Annotated in this window: 17 protein-coding genes; 11 read left to right on the plus strand and 6 right to left on the minus strand. The window is 51.7% G+C overall.

The window, feature by feature from the left end; all coding sequences use genetic code 11:
- Positions 1 to 27: 27 nt before the first annotated feature.
- Genes GN242_RS15825 through fdrA form a run of 3 tightly spaced genes read right to left on the minus strand, consistent with a single transcriptional unit; the run spans position 28 to position 3,820 of the window.
- Positions 28 to 846: an oxamate carbamoyltransferase subunit AllH family protein gene (locus GN242_RS15825; RefSeq protein WP_154752314.1), complete on the minus strand. Its 819-nt coding sequence runs from the start codon at positions 844 to 846 to the stop codon at positions 28 to 30.
- Between the two features lie 28 nt (positions 847 to 874).
- On the minus strand, positions 875 to 2,140 hold the full coding sequence (locus tag GN242_RS15830) for a YlbE family protein (protein WP_154752315.1): 1,266 nt from the start codon (positions 2,138 to 2,140) through the stop codon (positions 875 to 877).
- 9 nt (positions 2,141 to 2,149) lie between these two features.
- Positions 2,150 to 3,820, minus strand: coding sequence for an acyl-CoA synthetase FdrA (gene fdrA / locus GN242_RS15835; RefSeq protein ID WP_156287815.1), 1,671 nt, complete (start codon positions 3,818 to 3,820; stop codon positions 2,150 to 2,152).
- 384 nt (positions 3,821 to 4,204) lie between these two features.
- On the opposite strand from fdrA, the gene allD reads away from it, so the two are divergent.
- The 7 genes from allD to GN242_RS15870 all read left to right on the plus strand — a co-directional run bounded on the left by allD (position 4,205) and on the right by GN242_RS15870 (position 11,404).
- A complete protein-coding gene (gene allD / locus GN242_RS15840) occupies positions 4,205 to 5,254 on the plus strand; it encodes an ureidoglycolate dehydrogenase (RefSeq protein ID WP_154752317.1) in 1,050 nt (349 codons plus the stop codon).
- 157 nt (positions 5,255 to 5,411) lie between these two features.
- Positions 5,412 to 6,659, plus strand: a complete 1,248-nt coding sequence (gene allC / locus GN242_RS15845; RefSeq protein ID WP_156287816.1) for an allantoate deiminase — start codon at positions 5,412 to 5,414, stop codon at positions 6,657 to 6,659.
- Positions 6,656 to 7,936, plus strand: a complete 1,281-nt coding sequence (locus GN242_RS15850) for an MFS transporter (RefSeq protein WP_154752319.1) — start codon at positions 6,656 to 6,658, stop codon at positions 7,934 to 7,936. Before allC ends, GN242_RS15850 begins: the two co-directional genes overlap by 4 nt.
- Positions 7,937 to 7,993: 57 nt before the next feature.
- Entirely contained in the window at positions 7,994 to 8,779 is a 786-nt protein-coding gene (allE, locus tag GN242_RS15855) for a (S)-ureidoglycine aminohydrolase (RefSeq protein WP_154752320.1), read from the plus strand.
- Between the two features lie 184 nt (positions 8,780 to 8,963).
- The gene (gene allS / locus GN242_RS15860) at positions 8,964 to 9,887 is read left to right on the plus strand and encodes an HTH-type transcriptional activator AllS (protein ID WP_156287817.1); all 924 of its coding nucleotides are present in this window, start codon (positions 8,964 to 8,966) and stop codon (positions 9,885 to 9,887) included.
- A 150-nt stretch (positions 9,888 to 10,037) separates the two neighbouring features.
- On the plus strand, positions 10,038 to 10,952 hold the full coding sequence (locus tag GN242_RS15865; protein WP_154752321.1) for an SPFH domain-containing protein: 915 nt from the start codon (positions 10,038 to 10,040) through the stop codon (positions 10,950 to 10,952).
- Entirely contained in the window at positions 10,952 to 11,404 is a 453-nt protein-coding gene (locus GN242_RS15870) for an NfeD family protein (RefSeq protein ID WP_156287818.1), read from the plus strand. The genes GN242_RS15865 and GN242_RS15870 overlap by 1 nt, the downstream gene beginning before the upstream one ends.
- Here GN242_RS15870 and cueR read toward each other — a convergent pair.
- Positions 11,401 to 11,811, minus strand: coding sequence for a Cu(I)-responsive transcriptional regulator (gene cueR, locus GN242_RS15875; protein ID WP_154752323.1), 411 nt, complete (start codon positions 11,809 to 11,811; stop codon positions 11,401 to 11,403). The two genes, GN242_RS15870 and cueR, sit on opposite strands and share 4 nt — an antisense overlap.
- Positions 11,812 to 11,906: 95 nt before the next feature.
- Here cueR and copA point away from each other — a divergent pair, with 95 nt between their 5' ends.
- The 3 genes from copA (at position 11,907) to ybaK (ending at position 15,984) form a co-directional block, all read left to right on the plus strand.
- Complete coding sequence (copA, locus tag GN242_RS15880; protein WP_156287819.1) at positions 11,907 to 14,429, plus strand: copper-exporting P-type ATPase CopA; 2,523 nt, start codon at positions 11,907 to 11,909, stop codon at positions 14,427 to 14,429.
- 87 nt (positions 14,430 to 14,516) lie between these two features.
- Positions 14,517 to 15,323, plus strand: coding sequence for a TraB/GumN family protein (locus GN242_RS15885; protein ID WP_154752325.1), 807 nt, complete (start codon positions 14,517 to 14,519; stop codon positions 15,321 to 15,323).
- 178 nt (positions 15,324 to 15,501) lie between these two features.
- Positions 15,502 to 15,984 (plus strand): Cys-tRNA(Pro)/Cys-tRNA(Cys) deacylase YbaK, encoded by a 483-nt coding sequence (ybaK, locus tag GN242_RS15890; RefSeq protein ID WP_154752326.1) that lies wholly within the window; start codon positions 15,502 to 15,504, stop codon positions 15,982 to 15,984.
- 6 nt (positions 15,985 to 15,990) lie between these two features.
- Here the strand turns inward: ybaK and GN242_RS15895 are convergent, their stop codons facing one another.
- Positions 15,991 to 16,857, minus strand: coding sequence for a LysR family transcriptional regulator (locus GN242_RS15895; protein WP_154752327.1), 867 nt, complete (start codon positions 16,855 to 16,857; stop codon positions 15,991 to 15,993).
- An 88-nt stretch (positions 16,858 to 16,945) separates the two neighbouring features.
- Here GN242_RS15895 and GN242_RS15900 point away from each other — a divergent pair, with 88 nt between their 5' ends.
- Positions 16,946 to 17,395 (plus strand): multidrug/biocide efflux PACE transporter, encoded by a 450-nt coding sequence (locus GN242_RS15900; RefSeq protein ID WP_154752328.1) that lies wholly within the window; start codon positions 16,946 to 16,948, stop codon positions 17,393 to 17,395.
- A gap of 76 nt (positions 17,396 to 17,471) precedes the next feature.
- Here GN242_RS15900 and ushA read toward each other — a convergent pair whose 3' ends face one another.
- The gene (gene ushA / locus GN242_RS15905) at positions 17,472 to 19,253 is read right to left on the minus strand and encodes a bifunctional UDP-sugar hydrolase/5'-nucleotidase UshA (RefSeq protein WP_156287820.1); all 1,782 of its coding nucleotides are present in this window, start codon (positions 19,251 to 19,253) and stop codon (positions 17,472 to 17,474) included.
- Positions 19,254 to 19,336: the final 83 nt, after the last annotated feature.

Raw genomic sequence — 19,336 nt, forward strand, 5'->3', positions numbered from 1 at the left:
CACCGGCAGGGTTAAAATTCTTAAGGATTAATGAATTGCGTTAACGGCTTCCGCCCCGAGCCAAATGCCCAGCAGCGTGTCCGCACCAGAAAAATGGCCAATAGCGAGCAGTTCGCTAACGGCGTCTGGTAGCTTTTCCGGATGGAGCAGCGCATACGCTGCTTGCTGCAATGGTGTAGAGAAAATGCCTTGTGCAGCGAATTGCAGATAATGAACGCTGACCAATGTGGTTAGCTCCGCCAGCGGCTGAGTGCCAGTAAAGAAAGCTGGCAAGCATTTGACATCGACCCTCTGGTCAAGCCATGCCACCAGCAACATTCCCATCAGCGTGTCATCATTGCCTGGTGTCAAACCAGGCCCTTTGCCCAGTACCAGACTCCAGTCAACGTTTTCGCCACGCAGCCAGTTGCTGAAAAGCTGCCGTATCTCCAGCGGCTCCCCGCGGCAAGGATGGGTAATAATGTTATCCAGGGGACCGAAAAGCCCCGTGCTGGCAGGGATCCCGGCCAGTGAGGCCTGAAGCGACGGCAGGGATATTATCCCCTGCCGTCTGAGGCGCAGATCCTGGCGAACGGACGGGTAACAGAGACGCAAATTAGCCAACTCGATACCTGTAGCAGAAAGGTGGCAAGCGCCGTTCTCCCGCAGGCAATCGGACACTTCATCGAAATCATCCTCATCAATTACCCACCCCATCGGACTCAACCCACGCCCTGCACGATGCAGGGTAAGAAGTCTCTCCTCTGAAGTCAGGAAATTGATGGCATGCCGGAAGTGCCCCACACAGCGTAATGAACCTTCGTCCTGGCTGGCGTGCTGGCTAACCGCAAGTGCAGTAATCTCCATTACCGATCCCCGACCAAACGCAACATATTTACGCTTTAATACCTAACTCAGCAGCGAGGGCTTCGATAGCTTTCTCAAAGCAACCCAGCGGTGCACGCACGGTTCCTGCACCAATCTGCCCGACGCCTGCTTCGCGGTGTGCAATCCCGGTATTAATCAGTGGCGTGATGCCGGTTTCTACTACCCGACGGGCATCCAGTCCAAGACAGGCACCCTGGAAATCCCAGGTAGGAATTTGCAGCATCATGTTGCGTTCCAGGTAAATCTCCGCCATTTCTTCAGAGATATCCGTCGCAGCGCTCATTCCGCCGGAAGCACCAACAAAGCGCGTTACACCCGGGGCTGCAACCATGGCTGCACCGCCGATACCAAAGGTTTCCGTAATGGCACTGTCACCAATATCCGGGTTGGCGTCTGCCTGGCTGTAACCAGAGAAGAACAGGCCTTCAGGTGTATTAACGGGAGCGGTAAACCAGCGGTCGCCCATCCCACTAATTTTGATACCGAAGTTTTCACCGTTACGCGTCATTACTGTGACGATAGTGCCCTGTTTAATATCTGCGCCCGCGTCCATTGCCGCTTTGCAGTACGCCATCGCAAGGTTAAGGAAGAACTGATCGGTGATACTGAGGAACTGCATCACTTTAGCCAGCTCTGCTTTATCACGATCAAGCAGGCTGATTTGCGGTGCCAGCTGACGCATCAGCAGAGCCGATGCAGCAATGTTTCGCTGGTGGAATTCGTCACCCATCGTAATGGCCTGTGCCATCACCGCAGTTAAGTCGAGGCCGTTTTCATAGGTTGCCAGCACTGCTTTGAGTACCGGAGCCAGAGAATCGCGCATCCAGCGCAGGCGTTCCTGAACATCTTCGCCGTAAGCGCCAAAGCGCATCACTTTGCCGATCCCTTCGTTCATATTGCAGTAAGCATGGTTACCATGAGTCAGGTTTTTAACCACTACCAACGGCATATTTGCCGAGGTAATCCCGCCCATTGGCCCTACTGCACTAACGTTATGACATGGGATAAACTCAATTTCGCCATTCTCCAGCAGTGCCAACGCCTGCTGTTCGTTTTCAGCCCACTTCTCAAAAAGACAGGCACCAATACATGCACCGCGTACAGGGCCACTCATTTCCTGCCAGGTTACCGGTGGTCCGGCATGTAATAATCTGCGCCCCTGCGCCAGTTCTGGAATTAATACTTTCGCTAAATCAACATCCTGCCAGTGCGGACGAGCTTCACGGATTCTGGCGATGACGGCGGCATTTGCCTGTTCAATAGTTTCGTACATATCAATCCCTTACTTTAATTTTCTCAGTATGTTAGCCATGCGTTGATTACCGCCCGCAACAGGGGCCCACTGGTAGTGAACCACTGGAATTTCGTTGCTTTGCAGATCATCAGCAAAACTACGCAGGCCGGCATTAATCACAGAGACACCGGCCAGCATGGCAGGTGCGGGGTCAGAGATACCGACAGCCGGAGGTGCAATCAGCTGACAGGCAAGTTCCACCGCCTCTGGCAGGGAAGTAACGACTGCTATGCCAGCTTCAGTCAGGGTGGCAATCTGCCGGGAACGTTGCTGTGGATCCTGCTCGGTTCCGGTGACGGTTGCGATAACGGCCAGCGGCTGCGATGCACCGCGACGTTCACGCAGTTTTTTAACTTCATTCGCCATAGAATCAGCCGGATCTTCCTGCGCGCCATAGCCGATTACGACATCGAGCAACAGCACACCAACCTGCGGCTGTTGGGCAAGGCGGGCAATTTCCTGATTACGCGTGGAAGGGTCAATCATTGGGTGAGGCTTACCCTGCGTATAGAAGTCATCACCCATATCGATAATACGGTGCCCATCGGCATCAAGCATTGAACCGTGGTGGTGATCGCTATCAGCTTCTATGCCCAGCTGTTCGGCCAGCAACATCGCGCACTCTGCTGCCAACGTACCGCCCGCGTAAAGACCGGAAATCTTGCCGCCGCTTACGGCTGGCTGCTCTGCTGCCCTTTGCTGCACTTCTGCCTGCAATACGGCCAGACGAGCGGCTTCATCCAGAGTAGCGGCAAAGGTAATATTGCCATCGCGTTTTTGCGTAATAGGCGCTCCAAGGAACAGCGCCACCACTGGTTTACCCAGGGTTTTCATCTTCTCAATAACCCGGGTACGCACCGCATCAGCCGGAGGCTTGGAGACAAAAGCCAGCACCTGGCTCTGTTTATCGGCAGCCAGCATCCGCAATGCGCTCATCGCGCTGATTCCGCCAATTTCAGCGGTTAAATCGCGACCACCGAGGCCAATAGCATGAGAAACACCCTGACCTGCCAGCGTAATCTGGGATGTCAGCTCCTGGATACCGGTGCCTGACGCACCAATAATCCCGATGATGCCCTGAGGAGCGACGTTGGCAAAAGCCAGAGGTGCTCCGGCTATATTGGAGGTACCGCAGTCCGGCCCCATCACAATCAGCCCTTTACTGCGCGCCTTGGTTTTTAACGCAACTTCCTGTTCAACGCTGACGTTGTCGGAAAACATCATGACGTTACAGTCATCATCCAACGCCTGGTCAGCCAGTCCGGCAGCATACTCACCGGCAATGGAGATCAATACCAGATTGGCATCTGGCATCTTCTGCCGCGCCGTACGCCAGCTACGCGCTTTCAACAGGCGCTTGCCGCCCTGCTGGCCCTGAGAGACAGCTTTTAAGGCCAGCTCCAGCGCTTCTGCAATTTGCGCGGTAATAGCTTCATCGTTCTTGGATTCAGTTTTAATCCCTACACAAATATCATTGGGTGTAGCGTCACTGAACTGTGGATGCCAAAAACCAGTGGCTTCTAGCAGAGATTTATTGGCAGGAGTCCCCATCATTACTGATATATCTTCTACGCCTGGTGACTCACTAAGTTTGCGGGAAATTAACATCAGACTCACTGAGTCCTGAAAACTCCCTTTTTTAATAAAAGCTTGGATCATCGTTATATCCTCAAAAACAGCACTTGAGCGTTTCTTTCATTTAATAACGGCTAATAACGGCGGCACTAACATGTTTTTGCACAAATAATTGTTTTTACACGCCACTTATTCTCTCCAAACTACAATAAATTAAACTTTTAAGCGTGAGCACCATCACAAATCACCCATTATTAGAAAAAGCCATCCAATGAAACACCCATTGATTAAATAGACAAAATAAAAACAGCCTCTTTATTAAATAAATTCTAATAATGGAGATTTGATTCAACGAAAATTTGAACCAATAAAATAAAGGCAACACAGATCACATTATTCACTTTCAATACTTTATATATTCAAATACAGAAGCGGAGTAAATAAACCGTTGTAATGAAAGGATCATCTATGAAAGTCTCGAAGCAACAATTGCATCAACTCATTCAAAATAAAATTCAGTCTGCAGGTCTGAGTCAGCAACATGCAAGCATTGTTGCAGATGTTTTAGTCCATGCAGACGCCAGGGGGGTCCATTCTCACGGGGCCGTCAGAGTGGAATATTACGCCGAGCGTATCAGCAAAGGTGGAACTAATAACAATCCGCATTTTACTTTCGAGCAAACAGGCCCATGCAGCGGCGTTTTTGATGGTGATAACGGCGCTGGACACGTTGCTGCACAGATAAGTATGGATCACGCTATTGAGATAGCGAAAAAGAACGGTGTTGCAGTTGTAGGTGCACGACGCATCGGCCACAGCGGCGCACTCTCATGGTTTGTACAGCGAGCTGCTCATGCAGGTATGGTTGGAATATCCGTTTGTCAATCAGACCCAATGGTAGTGCCTTACGGCGGTGCAGAGGTGTATTACGGTACTAACCCGATTGCATTTTCCGTACCCGCTGAAGGTAATGAAGTCATGACATTCGACATGGCAACCACCGTACAGGCTTGGGGAAAAGTACTGGACGCACGCTCCCGAAATGTACCGATTCCAGATACCTGGGCCGTAGATAGCAACGGTAAAAATACTACCGATCCTTTTGCTGTCAGCGCACTGTTACCGATTGCCGGGCCAAAAGGTTATGGCCTGATGATGATGGTTGACATCCTTTCTGGCGTACTGCTGGGGCTGCCATTTGGTAAACACGTGAGTTCCATGTATCACGATCTCACCGCTGGCCGCGAACTTGGCCAGCTGCATATAGTCATTAACCCTGGCTTCTTTACTAGCGAAAGTGCCTTCCGTAAAAATATCAGCCAGGTTATGCAAGAGCTGAATAATATTAAACCTGCCCCGGGAGTAGATTCTGTTCTTTATCCTGGACAGGGCAGCCATATTCGCGAATTAGAAAGCGAAAAAAATGGCATCGATATTGTGGACGAAGTGTATGAATATCTCATTTCAGATGAGCTTTATCGAAAGTCTTACGACCATAAGAGTCCTTTTGCCAGCTAAGTAAGTAGACCAAGCATAGAGGTGATGTAACATATTCAATACTGTTGCATCACCAGGTTATTTTCAAACATCCCCTTAGCAACAGCAGAGCTATAGCATAATTAACTGCTATTTAGTTTTGTGATTGTCCCGGGATAATGAGAACGGGGAAATCAAGATGAAAGACTTCAAACCAGAAATAAAAGAATCTTCCGAATGGCTATCAAAAATAGGTGCTGACCCTACCGGTGGTATGACACGATTGTTATATACACCAGAATGGATTGATGCCCAGCTCGCATTAAAAAAGGCATTTGAAACTGCTGGTTTAACTACATCCCGGGATGCTGTCGGTAACCTGTTTGGCCGTCTGACCGGTAGTAAATATCCCGACAAGGTTATCCTGACAGGTTCCCATATTGATACGGTGGTCAACGGTGGCAACCTTGATGGGCAGTTCGGTATTGAAGCCAGTTTTATGGCGATCAAATATCTGAAAGAAACCTATGGCGCACCACTGCGCACTCTGGAAGTTGTATCGCTTGCAGAGGAAGAAGGCAGCCGCTTCCCTTACGTTTTTTGGGGAAGTAAAAATATTGTTGGCTCTGCCAAGGCTGAAGATGTACGTGATATCTGCGATGCAGATTGCGTTAATTTTGTCGATGCCATGCACGCAGCTGGTTTTCATTTCCGTCCTGAAAGTGAGCCGGTGCGCAGTGATATTGCAGCTTTTGTTGAGCTACATATCGAACAGGGCAAAGTACTGGAGACCGAAGGAAAAAATATCGGTGTAGTGACCAGTATTGTTGGTCAACGCCGCTATGACATCCGCCTGAAAGGTGAAGCGAATCACGCTGGCACCACGCCGATGAGCTATCGCAAAGATACAGTTTATGCCTTCAGCCGTATTTGCTACGAGTCCATCGAAAAGGCGCGCGCAGAAGGCGACCCGCTGGTACTGACTTTCGGCAAAGTTGAGCCAAAACCTAACACCGTAAATGTGGTTCCTGGGTTCACTCATTTCACCATAGACTGCCGTCATACGGATAAAGCTACCCTGGTACGTTTCACCAAAGAAATCGAAGCAGATATCCAGAGAATCGCAGGTGAAATGGGAATAACAGCCGAAATCGACCTGTGGATGGATGAAGATCCAATTCCAATGGACAAGCAGCTGGTTGCCTGTCTGAGTCATCTGTGTGAAGCCAACAAAGCAAACTATCGCCTGATGCACAGCGGTGCAGGCCACGACTCACAGATTTTCGCACCACGTGTACCAACAGTCATGATTTTTGTGCCTAGTATCAACGGTATCAGCCACAACCCAGCAGAAAAAACCAATCAGGCTGATCTTGATGAAGGGGTAAGAATGCTGGCACATACCCTGTATCAACTTGCTTATACGGAGCAGGGAGGCAATATATGAGCAAAAATAATGTAACCACTAACGCAACGTCAGATCCGCTTTATTGGAAGAAAATTGTGGTGATCCTCTGCCTTGGATGGGCAGTAATATGGATTTACCGCACAATTCTTACGCCGATATTCCCTGAAATTCAGAACACCATCGGCGCGCATTCTGACGCCGAAATGGGTCTGATCGCCAGTGTCTACTTCTTCTCCTATACCGGTATGCAGATCCCTGCGGGGATGCTGGTCGACCGGTTTGGTAAAAAAGTGGTACTGATCCCCGGCTTCTGCCTGTTTATTATCGCCACCCTGCTGATTGGTAATGCCAGCAGCCTGTCGATGATTTATGCAGGTAGCCTGCTTGCTGGTATAGGCTGCGGCTCTTACTACGGATCGGCTTACTCGCTGTCATCAGAGAATATTCCGCTGGAACGCCGTGGTTTTGCAACGGCGGTAATCAATAGCGGTTCTGCATTGGGGATGGCTATCGGTCTGATCGCGTCCAGCCTGCTGGTTAAAAGCATGGAAATGGACTGGCAGCTCATGATGTTTATTATTACCGCAATGCTGGTGATAATGACTGTCGTGTTCGCCGTCGTGATCAAAGGCGGTTCATATGCTCAGTCACAGGCGACGACATCTTCTGGCCCTGCGGCAGTGACTGAAGAAGAAACCGCTCCTCAAAGCAGCGGACTGTTCAGCGCTCGCATGGTTTCAGCCTATGTGATGTACTTCGCCACCTGCTACGGCTACTACATGATCGTGACCTGGCTCCCCTCTTTCCTGCAGCAGGAACGCGGGTTTGAAGGCGTGGCTATCGGTTTCTCAGCAGCCCTGGTGGCCTTCGCATCTGTTCCAGGTGCCTTGTTCTTCAGCCGTATGTCTGACCGCTTCCGCTCCAAGAAAGTACAGCTGATTATCTTCCTCGAAATCTGTGCTGCCGTGATGCTGGTCTGTACCGTAATTTCTCCAGACTCCACCATCCTGTTGGTCAGCCTGATTCTGTATGGACTGCTCGGCAAACTGGCGGTTGACCCAATCTTGATTTCGTTTATCGCAGATAACGCGCCTAAGAAAGGTTATGGCACCAGCTTTGGCGTCTTTAACTTCTTCGGCATGTTGTCTTCAGTTATCGCGCCTTTCCTCACCGGCATGATTTCTGACAGCACAGGCTCAAAAGTGATGGGCTTCTACATCTCAGCGGCCATTCTTCTGGTCGGCACCATCATCTTCTTTGCTATTAACGTGTTGATGAAACAAAAGAACGATCGCCAGACGCCAGTACAGGCTTAATGTTGAATGGGGGATCGCCGCAGCGTGGTTCCCGTTATATATCAGGAGAATTAAAAAATGGGTTATTTGAATAATCAAACAGGCTATCCGCAGGATATTTTAGCTTCACGTTCAATTATTAAGCGCGATAACTATGCATTGATCCCGACAGACGGATTAGTTCGTAACATCATTCCGGGTTTTGAAAACTGTGATGTCACTATTCTGTCTACACCAAAACTGGGCGCAACGTTCGTCGATTATGTGGTCACGCTTCACGACGGTGGTGGCAATCGCGAAGGCTTCGGTGGTGAAGAAATTGAAACCTTCGTCTACGTCATTGAAGGGAAGATTACCGCTTCCGCCGACAGCAAAGATTATCCACTCACCAGCGGCGGTTATCTCTTCTGTCCGGCAGGTGTGACAATGCGTCTTGAGAACACCAATGGCGGTAAGCCAAGCCAGCTGTTCCTCTACAAACGCCGCTATCAGCGTATCAAAGGCTACGAAGCACACGTAGTAAGTGATAACGTCAGCCGTTTAGAGAAAATCGACTATGAAGGCATGACTGATGTTGCGCTTCAGGACTTACTGCCGAAAGACCTGGGCTTTGATATGAACATTCATATCCTCTCCTTCAAGCCGGGTGCCAGCCACGGTTATATTGAAACTCACGTTCAGGAGCATGGCGCATTAATCCTGTCCGGCCAGGGCGTTTATAACCTTGATAACGAATGGATGCCGGTGAAAAAAGGCGACTATATCTTTATGGCAGCCTATGTACCGCAGGCCGCTTATGGCGTTGGCCACGAAGCGTTCAGCTATATTTACTCAAAAGACTGTAACCGCGACGTTGATTGCTAAGTAATACACTCCGGGCCACCTGCCATTTGAGGTGGCCCATTGTGCTATTTCATCTTAAAACTCAACTCAAAATCATATTTAAGGCTATTTTTAGCTCTGAATCATTATTCTACGAATCCTATTTTGTTAGGCTAGCCGATTAATGTCCGTTTGACGGCCAATACCTACCGGGAGCCTATTATCTGTGCTTGATCAGGAAACGATTCGAACGTTTATCAATGTAGCGGAGAGCAATAGTTTCTCCAAAACGGCTGAAACCTTGTTTAAGACGCCAGCGGCCATCAGCTATCGCATAAAAATGCTGGAGGAAGATGTTGGTACGCAGCTTTTTTTACGCACCACCCGCACAGTTCAGTTAACCCCGGCAGGTGTTCATCTGCTTGAGCAGTGCCGCCAGTGGTTAGCCTGGATGGATGGTATGCCTGGCGAACTACAGCAAATCAATCAGGGCGTCGAACGTCAGGTAAATATTGTTATCAATAACCTGCTCTACAGTCCGGAAGCTATCGCCTGCCTGCTGGCTTATCTCAATAAAAAATTTCCCCTTACTCAGTTTCTTATCTCACGACAGGTCTATATGGGCGTGTGGGATACGTTACTGCATGATGGTTTTCAACTGGCTATAGGCGCAACCGGCTCTGAATCGCTGGCAAACGAGGTCAGGTTGCTAAAGCTGGGCGATATCAGCTGGCAGTGTGTCGTAACCCCCCAGCACCCGCTGGCATCCCATATCGGTGCTCTGCATGAAGACCAGTTGCGTGCCTATCCTGCAATTAACGTGGAAGATACGTCACGTAATCTCACCAAACGAATTGCGTGGTTGCTACCAGGACAGAATGAAATCAAAGTTCCCGACCTGCGTAGTAAGCTGGAATGCCATCTGCAAGGCCTGGGAGTAGGATTTCTGCCGCAGAAAATCTGTCAGAAATACCTTGATAGCGGCCAGTTAGTCCCTCTTGAAGTAGGGAATGAACGCCAACCTTCGCCACTCTCTTTAGCCTGGAAAGCGGACGCAGGTAAGGCAGTAAAAGAAATTGTATCCCTCTTCCGCCGACGCGCAGATCCGATCACAGGATTCCTGAAAAATATTGATCTCTCTGTAGATTAATGTCTGAAAGCAAAAGACTGGCAAACATAATCTGACCAGCGGAAAAAATGCACGATCAAAACTATGCTTTTCATTACTAATACAGCAAACTATTAGTACAGGACAGAAGCGAATCCGTCCTGCTTATAACAATCCGGAGGTTTTTTTTTCATGTTGACTGTGATTCCCGTCATTATCATTCTGGCTCTGATTCTCGTCTGGTCAGGCATAAAAATCGTCCCACAGGGTTATCAGTGGACTGTCGAACGTTTTGGTCGTTATACCACCACGCTCCAACCCGGCCTGAATATTGTGATCCCATTTATGGATCGCGTTGGTCGTAAAATCAATATGATGGAGCAGGTGCTGGATATCCCATCGCAGGAAATCATCTCAAAAGATAACGCCAGCGTTACCATTGATGCGGTGTGTTTTATACAGGTGGTCGATCCTGCACGTGCAGCCTATGAAGTCAGCAACCTTGAGCTGGCAATTATCAACCTGACCATGACGAATATGCGCACCGTGCTGGGTTCAATGGAGCTGGATGAAATGCTTTCGCAGCGCGATAACATCAATACCCGCCTGCTGCATATTGTCGATGAAGCCACTAACCCCTGGGGCATCAAAATCACCCGTATTGAGATTCGCGATGTTCGCCCACCAGCTGAACTTATTGCCTCAATGAACGCGCAGATGAAAGCCGAGCGAACCAAGCGCGCCGATATTCTGGAAGCGGAAGGGGTGCGTCAGGCCGCAATTTTGCGTGCTGAAGGGGAAAAACAGTCGCAGATCTTGAAAGCCGAAGGTGAGCGTCAGTCAGCGTTCCTTGCTGCGGAAGCGCGTGAACGTAGCGCTGAAGCTGAAGCTCTGGCAACAAAAATGGTTTCTGAAGCCATTGCCGCAGGCGATATCCAGGCAATTAACTATTTTGTTGCGCAGAAATATACCGACGCCCTGCAAAACATCGGCTCCTCAACCAACAGTAAAGTGGTTATGCTTCCGCTGGAAGCTAGCAGCCTGATGGGTTCCATTGCCGGAATTAGTGAACTGCTGGGCGAAAGCAGAGCGGAGCGTAAACGCTGATGATCGATGAACTGCTCGCTAACCCATGGATAATATGGCTGACGCTGGGCGGTTTGCTGCTGGCGGCTGAAATGCTGGGAACCAGCGGTTACCTGCTCTGGAGCGGTGTGGCTGCCGTTCTGGTTAGCCTGCTGGTATGGCTGGTACCGATGCCATGGGAGTGGCAGGGGTTAAGCTTCGCTGCGCTGACCATTATTGCCGCATTGTGGTGGTATCGCTGGCTGAAAAACCGCGATCGACGCCATCCGCCCTCAACCCTGAATCAGCGCGGCCAGCAGATGATTGGCCGCCAGCTAACGCTGGATTCAGGGCTGATTAATGGGTTCGGCCATGTGCGTATTGGTGACGGTAACTGGCGTGTACAGGCTGATGAAGAACTGCCCGCAGGAACGCCAATTACCGTAGTGGCAGTGGAAGGCATCACTTTACGCATCGTGCGTCGGCAGCTTTAAGCCGGTTTATCGCTGCGGCAACATCCGGCCAGATGATTGATAATCGGACAGTCTGCGCTTTCATCTCCCGGGCAGCTGGCGGCGAGGTCGAGTAGTTTCTGACGCATCAGCTGAAGTTCACTGATGTGATTCTCGATCTCCCGCACTTTACTAAGCGTCCGCGCCTTTACATCTGCGCTATGGCGTTGCGGATTGTTAAACAGGCTGACCATCTCCCGACACTCATCAAGATTAAATCCGACCTGACGAGCCTGGCGCAGCAGAGTCAACTCCTCCAGATGTTTAGCGCTGTAGCTACGATAGCCATTCTCAGTGCGCAGCGGTGGCGTCACCAGCCCTTTCTCCTCATAAAAACGGATCGCTTTGGGGGTTAATCCTGTCTTCTTTGCCACATCGCTGATATTCATTTTTGCTCCTTGACCTTCCCCTTGATGGAAGGTTTAACCTCTATAACTAATGTAAAACCCCCACCGGGTCAAACCGGATCAACAGGAGTGATAATATGTCACAAGTAACCACCTTAGCCCTGAACGGGCTGACCTGCGGTCACTGCGTTAAACGGGTGAAAGAGACGCTGGAACAGCGTGATGACGTCGAGCAGGCGGAAGTCAGTATCAATGAAGCCCGCATTACCGGTGAAGCCAGCGCAGATGCGCTGATAGCTGCCGTTGAGCAGGCGGGCTACCACGCCAGCCTGTCAGCAGGAGACTCGCACCCAAAGCCTGATACGCTGACAGAATCAGAACCTCAGCCGGAAGCGCTGACAGCGTCCCCGCCCGAGCTTCCGGCGTCTACTCCAACCGACACACCCGACAGCTATCAGCTGCTGATCGACGGCATGAGCTGCGCCAGCTGCGTCAGCCGCGTGCAGAGCGCACTGCAAAATGTACCCGGTGTCAGCCAGGCTCGCGTCAACCTTGCCGAACGCAGCGCCCTGGTGATGGGTTCAGCATCGCCAGAAGCGCTAACCGATGCGGTTATCCGTGCCGGATATAGCGCTGAAATCATTGAAGATGACGTGAAACGCCGCGAAAAACAGCAGCAAACCGCGCAAGCTGCGGTGAAACGTTTCCGCTGGCAGGCAATACTGGCGCTGGCGCTGGGCATTCCCATGATGGGCTGGGGAATGATCGGTGACAATATGATGCTGACCGCAGAAAATCGCAGCGGCTGGCTGGTAGCGGGAGTGCTGACCCTGCTGGTAATGATTATTGCCGGGGGGCACTTTTATCGCAGTGCATGGCGCAGTCTGCTAAATCGCAGCGCCACTATGGATACGCTGGTGGCTCTGGGCACGGCTGCCGCCTGGCTCTATTCTATTACGGTCAATCTGTGGCCGGATCTGTTCCCTATGGCGGCTCGCCATCTCTATTATGAAGCCAGTGCGATGATTATCGGCCTGATAAACCTTGGCCATATGCTGGAGCAGCGCGCCCGTCAGCGCTCCTCAAAAGCGCTGGAAAAATTGCTGGATCTCACACCGCCCACCGCCCGCGTGGTAACAGAAAACGGTGAGCAAACGCTGCCTCTCAGTGAGGTGCAGCTCGGCATGACACTTCGCGTCACTACGGGAGATCGCGTGCCGGTAGATGGCACCATCCTGCGCGGTGAAGCCTGGCTGGATGAAGCCATGCTGACCGGAGAAGCTATCCCGCAGCAGAAATCGCCGGGAGACACGCTACATGCAGGCACCGTACTACAGGACGGCAGCGTACTGTTTAGCGCCACCGCCATCGGCAAAAACACCACCCTGTCGCGTATTATTCAGTTAGTACGCCATGCGCAGAGCAGTAAGCCGGAAATCGGACAGCTGGCTGATAAAATCTCTGCGGTGTTTGTCCCTCTGGTGGTAGCGATAGCGCTGTTTAGTGCCTTCGTATGGTATCTGGTCGGCCCGGCACCACAGATGGTTTACACCCTGGTGATTGCCACCACCGTACTGATTATTGCCTGCCCATGCGCACTGGGGCTGGCTACGCCAATGTCAATTATTGCAGGCGTCGGGCGCGCCGCTGAGTTCGGCGTCCTGGTGCGGGATGCCGATGCACTGCAACGCGCCAGCACCCTGAGTACCCTGGTGTTTGATAAAACCGGCACCCTGACCGAAGGCGTACCGCGCGTCGTTGACGTGCTGCTATTTAACGGCGCGGATATGCACACTGTGCTGCGCCAGGCCGCTGCGCTGGAACAGGGTTCAAGCCATCCTCTGGCACGGGCAATCATTGAGCACGCTGCCCTGCCCGCTCTGCCTGAAATCGATCAATTCCGCACCATACCTGGTCTGGGCGTCAGCGGCATACTTGACGGGATCCCCCTGCTGCTAGGTAATCCGCCGCTGATGGCGCAACAGCAGATAGCCACCGGGGCTGTCACGCAACAGCTGGAACAGCAGGCCGCAAGCGGTGCCACACCGGTATTACTCTCTGCCGGAGGTAAAATAGTCGCTCTGATTGCTATTCGTGACCCGCTGCGTAAAGAGAGTATCAGCGCGCTCCAGCGGTTGCATAAACGCGGCTATCAGCTGGTCATGCTGACGGGTGATAACGAAATCACGGCAAATGCTATTGCGCGCGAGGCCGGTATCGACCGGGTGATTGCTGGCGTGCTGCCGGAAGGGAAAGCCGATGCAATTCGCACCCTCCAACAGCAGGGCCAGCAGGTGGCGATGATTGGCGATGGTATTAACGATGCTCCGGCGCTGGCGCAGGCCGATGTAGGCATCGCCATGGGCGGCGGCAGCGATGTGGCGATTGAAACAGCTGCTATCACGCTGATGCGTCAGGATCTTAATGCCGTAGTGGATGCGTTAGCGATCTCTCAGGCTACCTTGCGCAATATGAAGCAAAATTTGCTCGGGGCATTTATCTATAACGCCTGCGGCATCCCGATAGCTGCCGGAGTACTCTATCCGTTAACAGGTACTCTGCTCAGTCCGGTGGTGGCAGGTGCGGCGATGGCACTCTCATCGATTACCGTGGTGAGTAACGCCAATCGTCTGATTCGCTACAGGCCGCCGCAGTCGTAATTCAAACAACAAGTGCTGCGTTTTGCCCTGTCCGTCAGCGACTTATCACGCTAGCATGGTGTGACTGACAGCATAAGGCGAAGAAAAATGGCGAATATTATTTACAGGTTTCAGACGTTGTGGCGCAGGCTGTTTTCGGTGGGTTACCGCTATCCCGCCATGGATATTACGCTGGAAGGCCGTCGCCATCTGCACCTGGTGGGTAGTATTCATATGGGCACACGTAATATGAAGCCTCTCCCGGCGGTGCTGCATGAACGTCTTCAGGAGGCCGACGCGCTGATTGTTGAGGCTGATATCACCGCCGGGGCCTCTCCCTTCAGCGAGAGCGACCTGTGCCCGCCGCTGGCCCTGCGCCTCTCCGAAGAACAGTTACAAAAACTGCAACGCCACTGTGAAGAATTGAACATCGACCTGTCGCGTGTGGATACGCTGCCCGCCTGGCAGATAGCACTGATGCTCCAGGCGCAGCAGGCACAGCGCCTGGGGTTACGTGCCGACTGCGGTATTGACTACCAGCTGCTCCAGGCAGCGCATGATCAACAGAGAAAAGTCATTGAGCTGGAAGGGCCAGAAGCACAGCTTACGATGCTGAAATCGCTGCCGGATAACGGCCTGCCGCTGCTGGAAGATACGCTACAGCACTGGCAAACTAATGCACGATTGCTGCAAACTATGGTCAGCTGGTGGCTGGAAGCGCCGCCAGGCAGCATCGGAAAACTGGCATTGCCCAGTACTTTCAGTAATAGTCTCAACGATATGTTAATGCACCAGCGTAACCAGCAATGGTGCCAGTTTTTACGTCAGCTACCACCCGGGCGCTATGTAGTTGCGGTAGGTGCCCTGCATCTGTACGGTGAAGGAAACCTGCGTGGACTGCTGGCGAACGGGTAAAAAAAAGGCCGATATCTCTATCGGCCCGTCAATAAGGACATATTTATGATTTTTGTTATCGTCTCAGCGGTTAAGCTGACGCGGGCAAGATTGTCGCTCAAAGCGTAAATTTTCGCCAGCACTTTTGTTCATCAATTGTTCACCCTTTTCTGCAATATCTGACAGAAGGTTAGTGGTTATGACACCCGCAGTAATACTGCTTGAGAAACAAAAAGTCGCATTTACGCTGCACCCCTATGAGCATGACAGCAGTGAAACCAACTTCGGAGACGAAGCGGTGCGCAAACTAAATCTTAATGCCGATCAGGTGTATAAAACCCTGCTGGTCGCCCTGAACGGTGATAATAAAACCCTGGCAGTGGCGGTGACGCCGGTCGCCGGGCAGCTTGACCTGAAGAAAGTGGCAAAAGCTCTGGGTGTAAAAAAGGTTGAGATGGCTGACCCGCAGTTTGCCCAGCGCAGTACCGGCTACCTGCTGGGTGGTATCAGCCCGCTGGGTCAAAAAAAACGACTGCCGACCGTCATTGACCACCTGGCGCAACAGTTTGCCACCATCTATGTTTCCGGCGGCAAGCGCGGGCTGGATATTGAGCTGGCACCGCAGGATCTGGCACGGCTACTGAACGCCAGCTTCGCCGACATCGCAAAACGCACCGATTAAACTGCACTATCCAGAGCGCTGGGCCAGCAGCTGATCCACCATCCAGCGCCCTGCCGGGCCTGGCGGCGTACGTCGTGACCACACCACATCCACCTGGATTCGCTGCGGCCACCCAGCCACACGCAGCTCACGCAGTTTCTGGTGGCCAAACTGCTCAGTCAGCCAGCGCGGCAGGATACTCCAGCCAAAGCCCTGCTCCGCCATCTCCAGCAGCAGCAGATAAGACTGTGCCAGCCATACCCTTCCCGTTGGCGCTGGCGTGCGTTCAACCCAGGTATTCAGCCTCAGCTCACGCAGCTGCTTTAATTCTGCTTCACTGACCATATCTTGTTGTGCCAGCGGATGATCCTGGTGCAGGAAAATGGCCATCTGCGCTTCCACCTGCAGACGCTGCACGGTGATATCAGCGGGATAGTGATCCTGTACGCGTACTACGCCAATGTGGGCACGGTTACTCTGCAACAGGTCGATGACGTCGGCATCTTCGGCGATCATGCACTCAAATTCGATATCCGGATAGCGACTATCGAAGCGTTGCAGCAGCGACTCATGGTAATCCGCCTGCCAGAAATCGGAGATCGCCAGCCGCAGACAGGGCTCTACATCGCCGGCAAGACGGATCGCCAGCTCATCCAGCTGCGCGGCTGCGGCCAAAATCTCTTTGACCTGTACCAGTGCACGCTGACCATTTTCAGTCAGCACCGGATTACGAGACTCCCGGCTGAACAGCGCAAAACCGAGATCGTTTTCAAGATTAGCCACCGAAGTGCTGATGGTGGACTGACTTTTTCGCAGCGCACGCGCTGCCGCCGAGAACGATCCACTCTCGACAGTTTGCACAAAGGCTTCCAGAGACTCCGGTGAATAACGCAAAGATATATCGCTTTTATCGATGGCTGATAATTTTATCTTAGCAAATAAAACGTGGAAAATAGCGGGAATAATAAATTAAGGAGGACGTATGTCTGGTCGTTCACTAAAAGAACGTTTTTTCCATGCTGTAGGTTTCGAAGTTCTGGCAATTGCGCTGGTATCACCTGCTGCCGCATGGATTATGGATAAGCCCCTGTTCCAGATGGGCGCGCTGGCGATTATGCTGTCGACCGTGGCAATGATTTGGAACATGATTTATAACGCCGGGTTTGACCGCCTCTGGCCGCGCGACAAGGTTACTCGCGGCTTAGGGTTGCGCATTTTTCACGCGGTGGCATTTGAATGTGGCTTTATATTGATTGGCCTGCCGCTGGCCGCCTGGATGCTGGGAATCAGCCTGTGGCAGGCACTGATGATTGAAATCGGCTTTTTCTTGTTCTTCCTGCCGTATACCGTGGTTTATAACTGGCTGTATGACAAAATACGCGACCGTATTGTTACATCCAGACATTCTCAGCCACTAAATAAACACGGCTAAATAAACACGGCTAAACGGCATTCTGTACATGAAGGGCGGCAAAACAGCCGCCCTTCTGCTGACATCTGACTGATGGTTAATGCGCAGCGGCTGTCTCCATTTTCATCGGACGCCACTGTTTAGGTGCGGCTGGCTTCCCGCTCTCTATCGTTTTCTCTACCGCCTTTTCTTCTGTTTTCTCTTCTTTCCCTTCTTTCTCTGCGGCTTTTTGATAGATGATCTCACCGGCGGGCTGGTATTTCGCTACATCAAGCGGGGAATGGCTCTGAATATACTGTTTCAGTACTTCGGCATCGACAAAACCGGTGTTCACATAGCCAGGCATCTTATCCACTACCGGATAGCCATCGCCACCCGTGGCGTTAAAGCTCAGAGTCGCCATGCGGTAGATTTTATCAGCTTCCAGCGGCTTGCCGTTGATTTTGATATTACTGACGCCGGTACCGTCTGCTGTCAGACTGACGCGCGCAAACTGCGCATAAGCGCCGGAATCAACCTGCTTATTAGCCACAACCGCGAGGTATTTTTCTACCTCACTGCCTTTCATATCGATATAGACCAGCGTATTACCAAAGGGCTGAACTTTCAGGACATCTTTATAGGTGATAGCACCGCTTTCAATTGAGTCCCGCACCCCGCCACCGCTCATAATAGCGAAATCAGCTTTGGTACGTTCAATCAGCCCTTCCAGTATCAGACGTGCCATACTGGTCTGCTCAAAACGGACTTTGCTGCGATCGCCCTCCAGCCGCCCGTTAACGCTACCGATTTTCACCCCAAGCTGTGCTTCACCTTTTTTCTGAAATGGCGTCAGCAGCTTTTGCATTGCCGGATTTTTGGCGATTTCAGCGGTGTAGTTCACCCATGTGGTGCTGCCGTCAGCATTTTTTACTTTATGCTTGAGGTTGATCGGTACCAGCTCGTAATGATCCAGCGTCAACTTGCCGTTAACAAAGGTAAAGTCTGCGCGCCCGATATATTTACCCCACTCATGAGCCTGCACGATCCAGGTACCGTTTTGACGATCTGGCGTACATGGCGTGCCCGGCACATAGTCAGCCTGCTTCACATTCTCTTTCGCCATACATACCGGATCCTGCGAGTGCCCACCAACGATCATATCGAGGTAACCGGCGGGCAGTTCGCGCGCCATCTCCACATCACCCGGAGCGTTGGATCCATGCTGACCATTATCGTAATGGCCCATATGGGTTGCGGCGATAATCACATCTGGCTTCTCTTTCGCCCGCAGTGCTTCCACTACTGCTTTAGCTTCGGTGGCAGGTTTATGGAACAGAATATCAGTGAAATTTTCCGGGTTGCCGATTTTCGCCGTATCGTCAGTGGTCAGTCCGATAACCGCGATCTTCAGGCCCATCCGGTTGAACAGAGCGTAGGGCTGGAACAGGCGTTTCCCGGTACTTTTTTGATAAATATTGGCCGATAGCAGCGGGAACTTCGCCCACTTCTGCTGCTTGCGCAGGACGGAGAGCGGGTTATCAAATTCGTGATTGCCGATGGCCATCGCATCATAGCCAATCAGGTTCATGCCGCGAAAATCAGGTTCTGCATCCTGTAAATCAGATTCCGGAACACCGGTATTGATATCTCCGCCAGAGAGGATCAGGGTTGCTCCACCGTGAGCCTGCACCTCATAACGGATCTGATCCATCATGGTTTTTTGCGCGGCCAGGCCATATTCGCCCTGCTCGTTATTCCAGAAACGTCCATGGTGGTCATTGGTGTGCAGCACAGTGAACTTATAGACACGGTCTTTCACCCATGCCTGAGCCATAAACGGGGCGCTTAACAATGCCACCGCCAGCACGCTGGCGAGACTTTTTTTACATAATGGCACTATGACCCTCCTTGTTGAAAAACCGTATTAACAGAAATTTTTATACCCACACGGTCTAATAGTAGACCTGAAATAACGGATGC

This window comes from Erwinia sorbitola (genome assembly GCF_009738185.1).
Classification (GTDB): Bacteria; Pseudomonadota; Gammaproteobacteria; order Enterobacterales; family Enterobacteriaceae; genus Erwinia; species Erwinia sorbitola.

Coding starts and splice junctions, on each gene's coding strand:
- allD (WP_154752317.1), top strand. CDS start 4,205: ATGAAAGTCTCGAAGCAACAATTGCATCAACTCATTCAAAATAAAATT.
- copA (WP_156287819.1), top strand. CDS start 11,907: ATGTCACAAGTAACCACCTTAGCCCTGAACGGGCTGACCTGCGGTCAC.
- allE (WP_154752320.1), top strand. CDS start 7,994: ATGGGTTATTTGAATAATCAAACAGGCTATCCGCAGGATATTTTAGCT.
- GN242_RS15865 (WP_154752321.1), top strand. CDS start 10,038: ATGTTGACTGTGATTCCCGTCATTATCATTCTGGCTCTGATTCTCGTC.
- GN242_RS15850 (WP_154752319.1), top strand. CDS start 6,656: ATGAGCAAAAATAATGTAACCACTAACGCAACGTCAGATCCGCTTTAT.
- ybaK (WP_154752326.1), top strand. CDS start 15,502: ATGACACCCGCAGTAATACTGCTTGAGAAACAAAAAGTCGCATTTACG.
- GN242_RS15830 (WP_154752315.1), bottom strand. CDS start 2,140: ATGTACGAAACTATTGAACAGGCAAATGCCGCCGTCATCGCCAGAATC.
- GN242_RS15885 (WP_154752325.1), top strand. CDS start 14,517: ATGGCGAATATTATTTACAGGTTTCAGACGTTGTGGCGCAGGCTGTTT.
- cueR (WP_154752323.1), bottom strand. CDS start 11,811: ATGAATATCAGCGATGTGGCAAAGAAGACAGGATTAACCCCCAAAGCG.
- GN242_RS15825 (WP_154752314.1), bottom strand. CDS start 846: ATGGAGATTACTGCACTTGCGGTTAGCCAGCACGCCAGCCAGGACGAA.
- fdrA (WP_156287815.1), bottom strand. CDS start 3,820: ATGATCCAAGCTTTTATTAAAAAAGGGAGTTTTCAGGACTCAGTGAGT.
- GN242_RS15900 (WP_154752328.1), top strand. CDS start 16,946: ATGTCTGGTCGTTCACTAAAAGAACGTTTTTTCCATGCTGTAGGTTTC.
- GN242_RS15870 (WP_156287818.1), top strand. CDS start 10,952: ATGATCGATGAACTGCTCGCTAACCCATGGATAATATGGCTGACGCTG.
- allC (WP_156287816.1), top strand. CDS start 5,412: ATGAAAGACTTCAAACCAGAAATAAAAGAATCTTCCGAATGGCTATCA.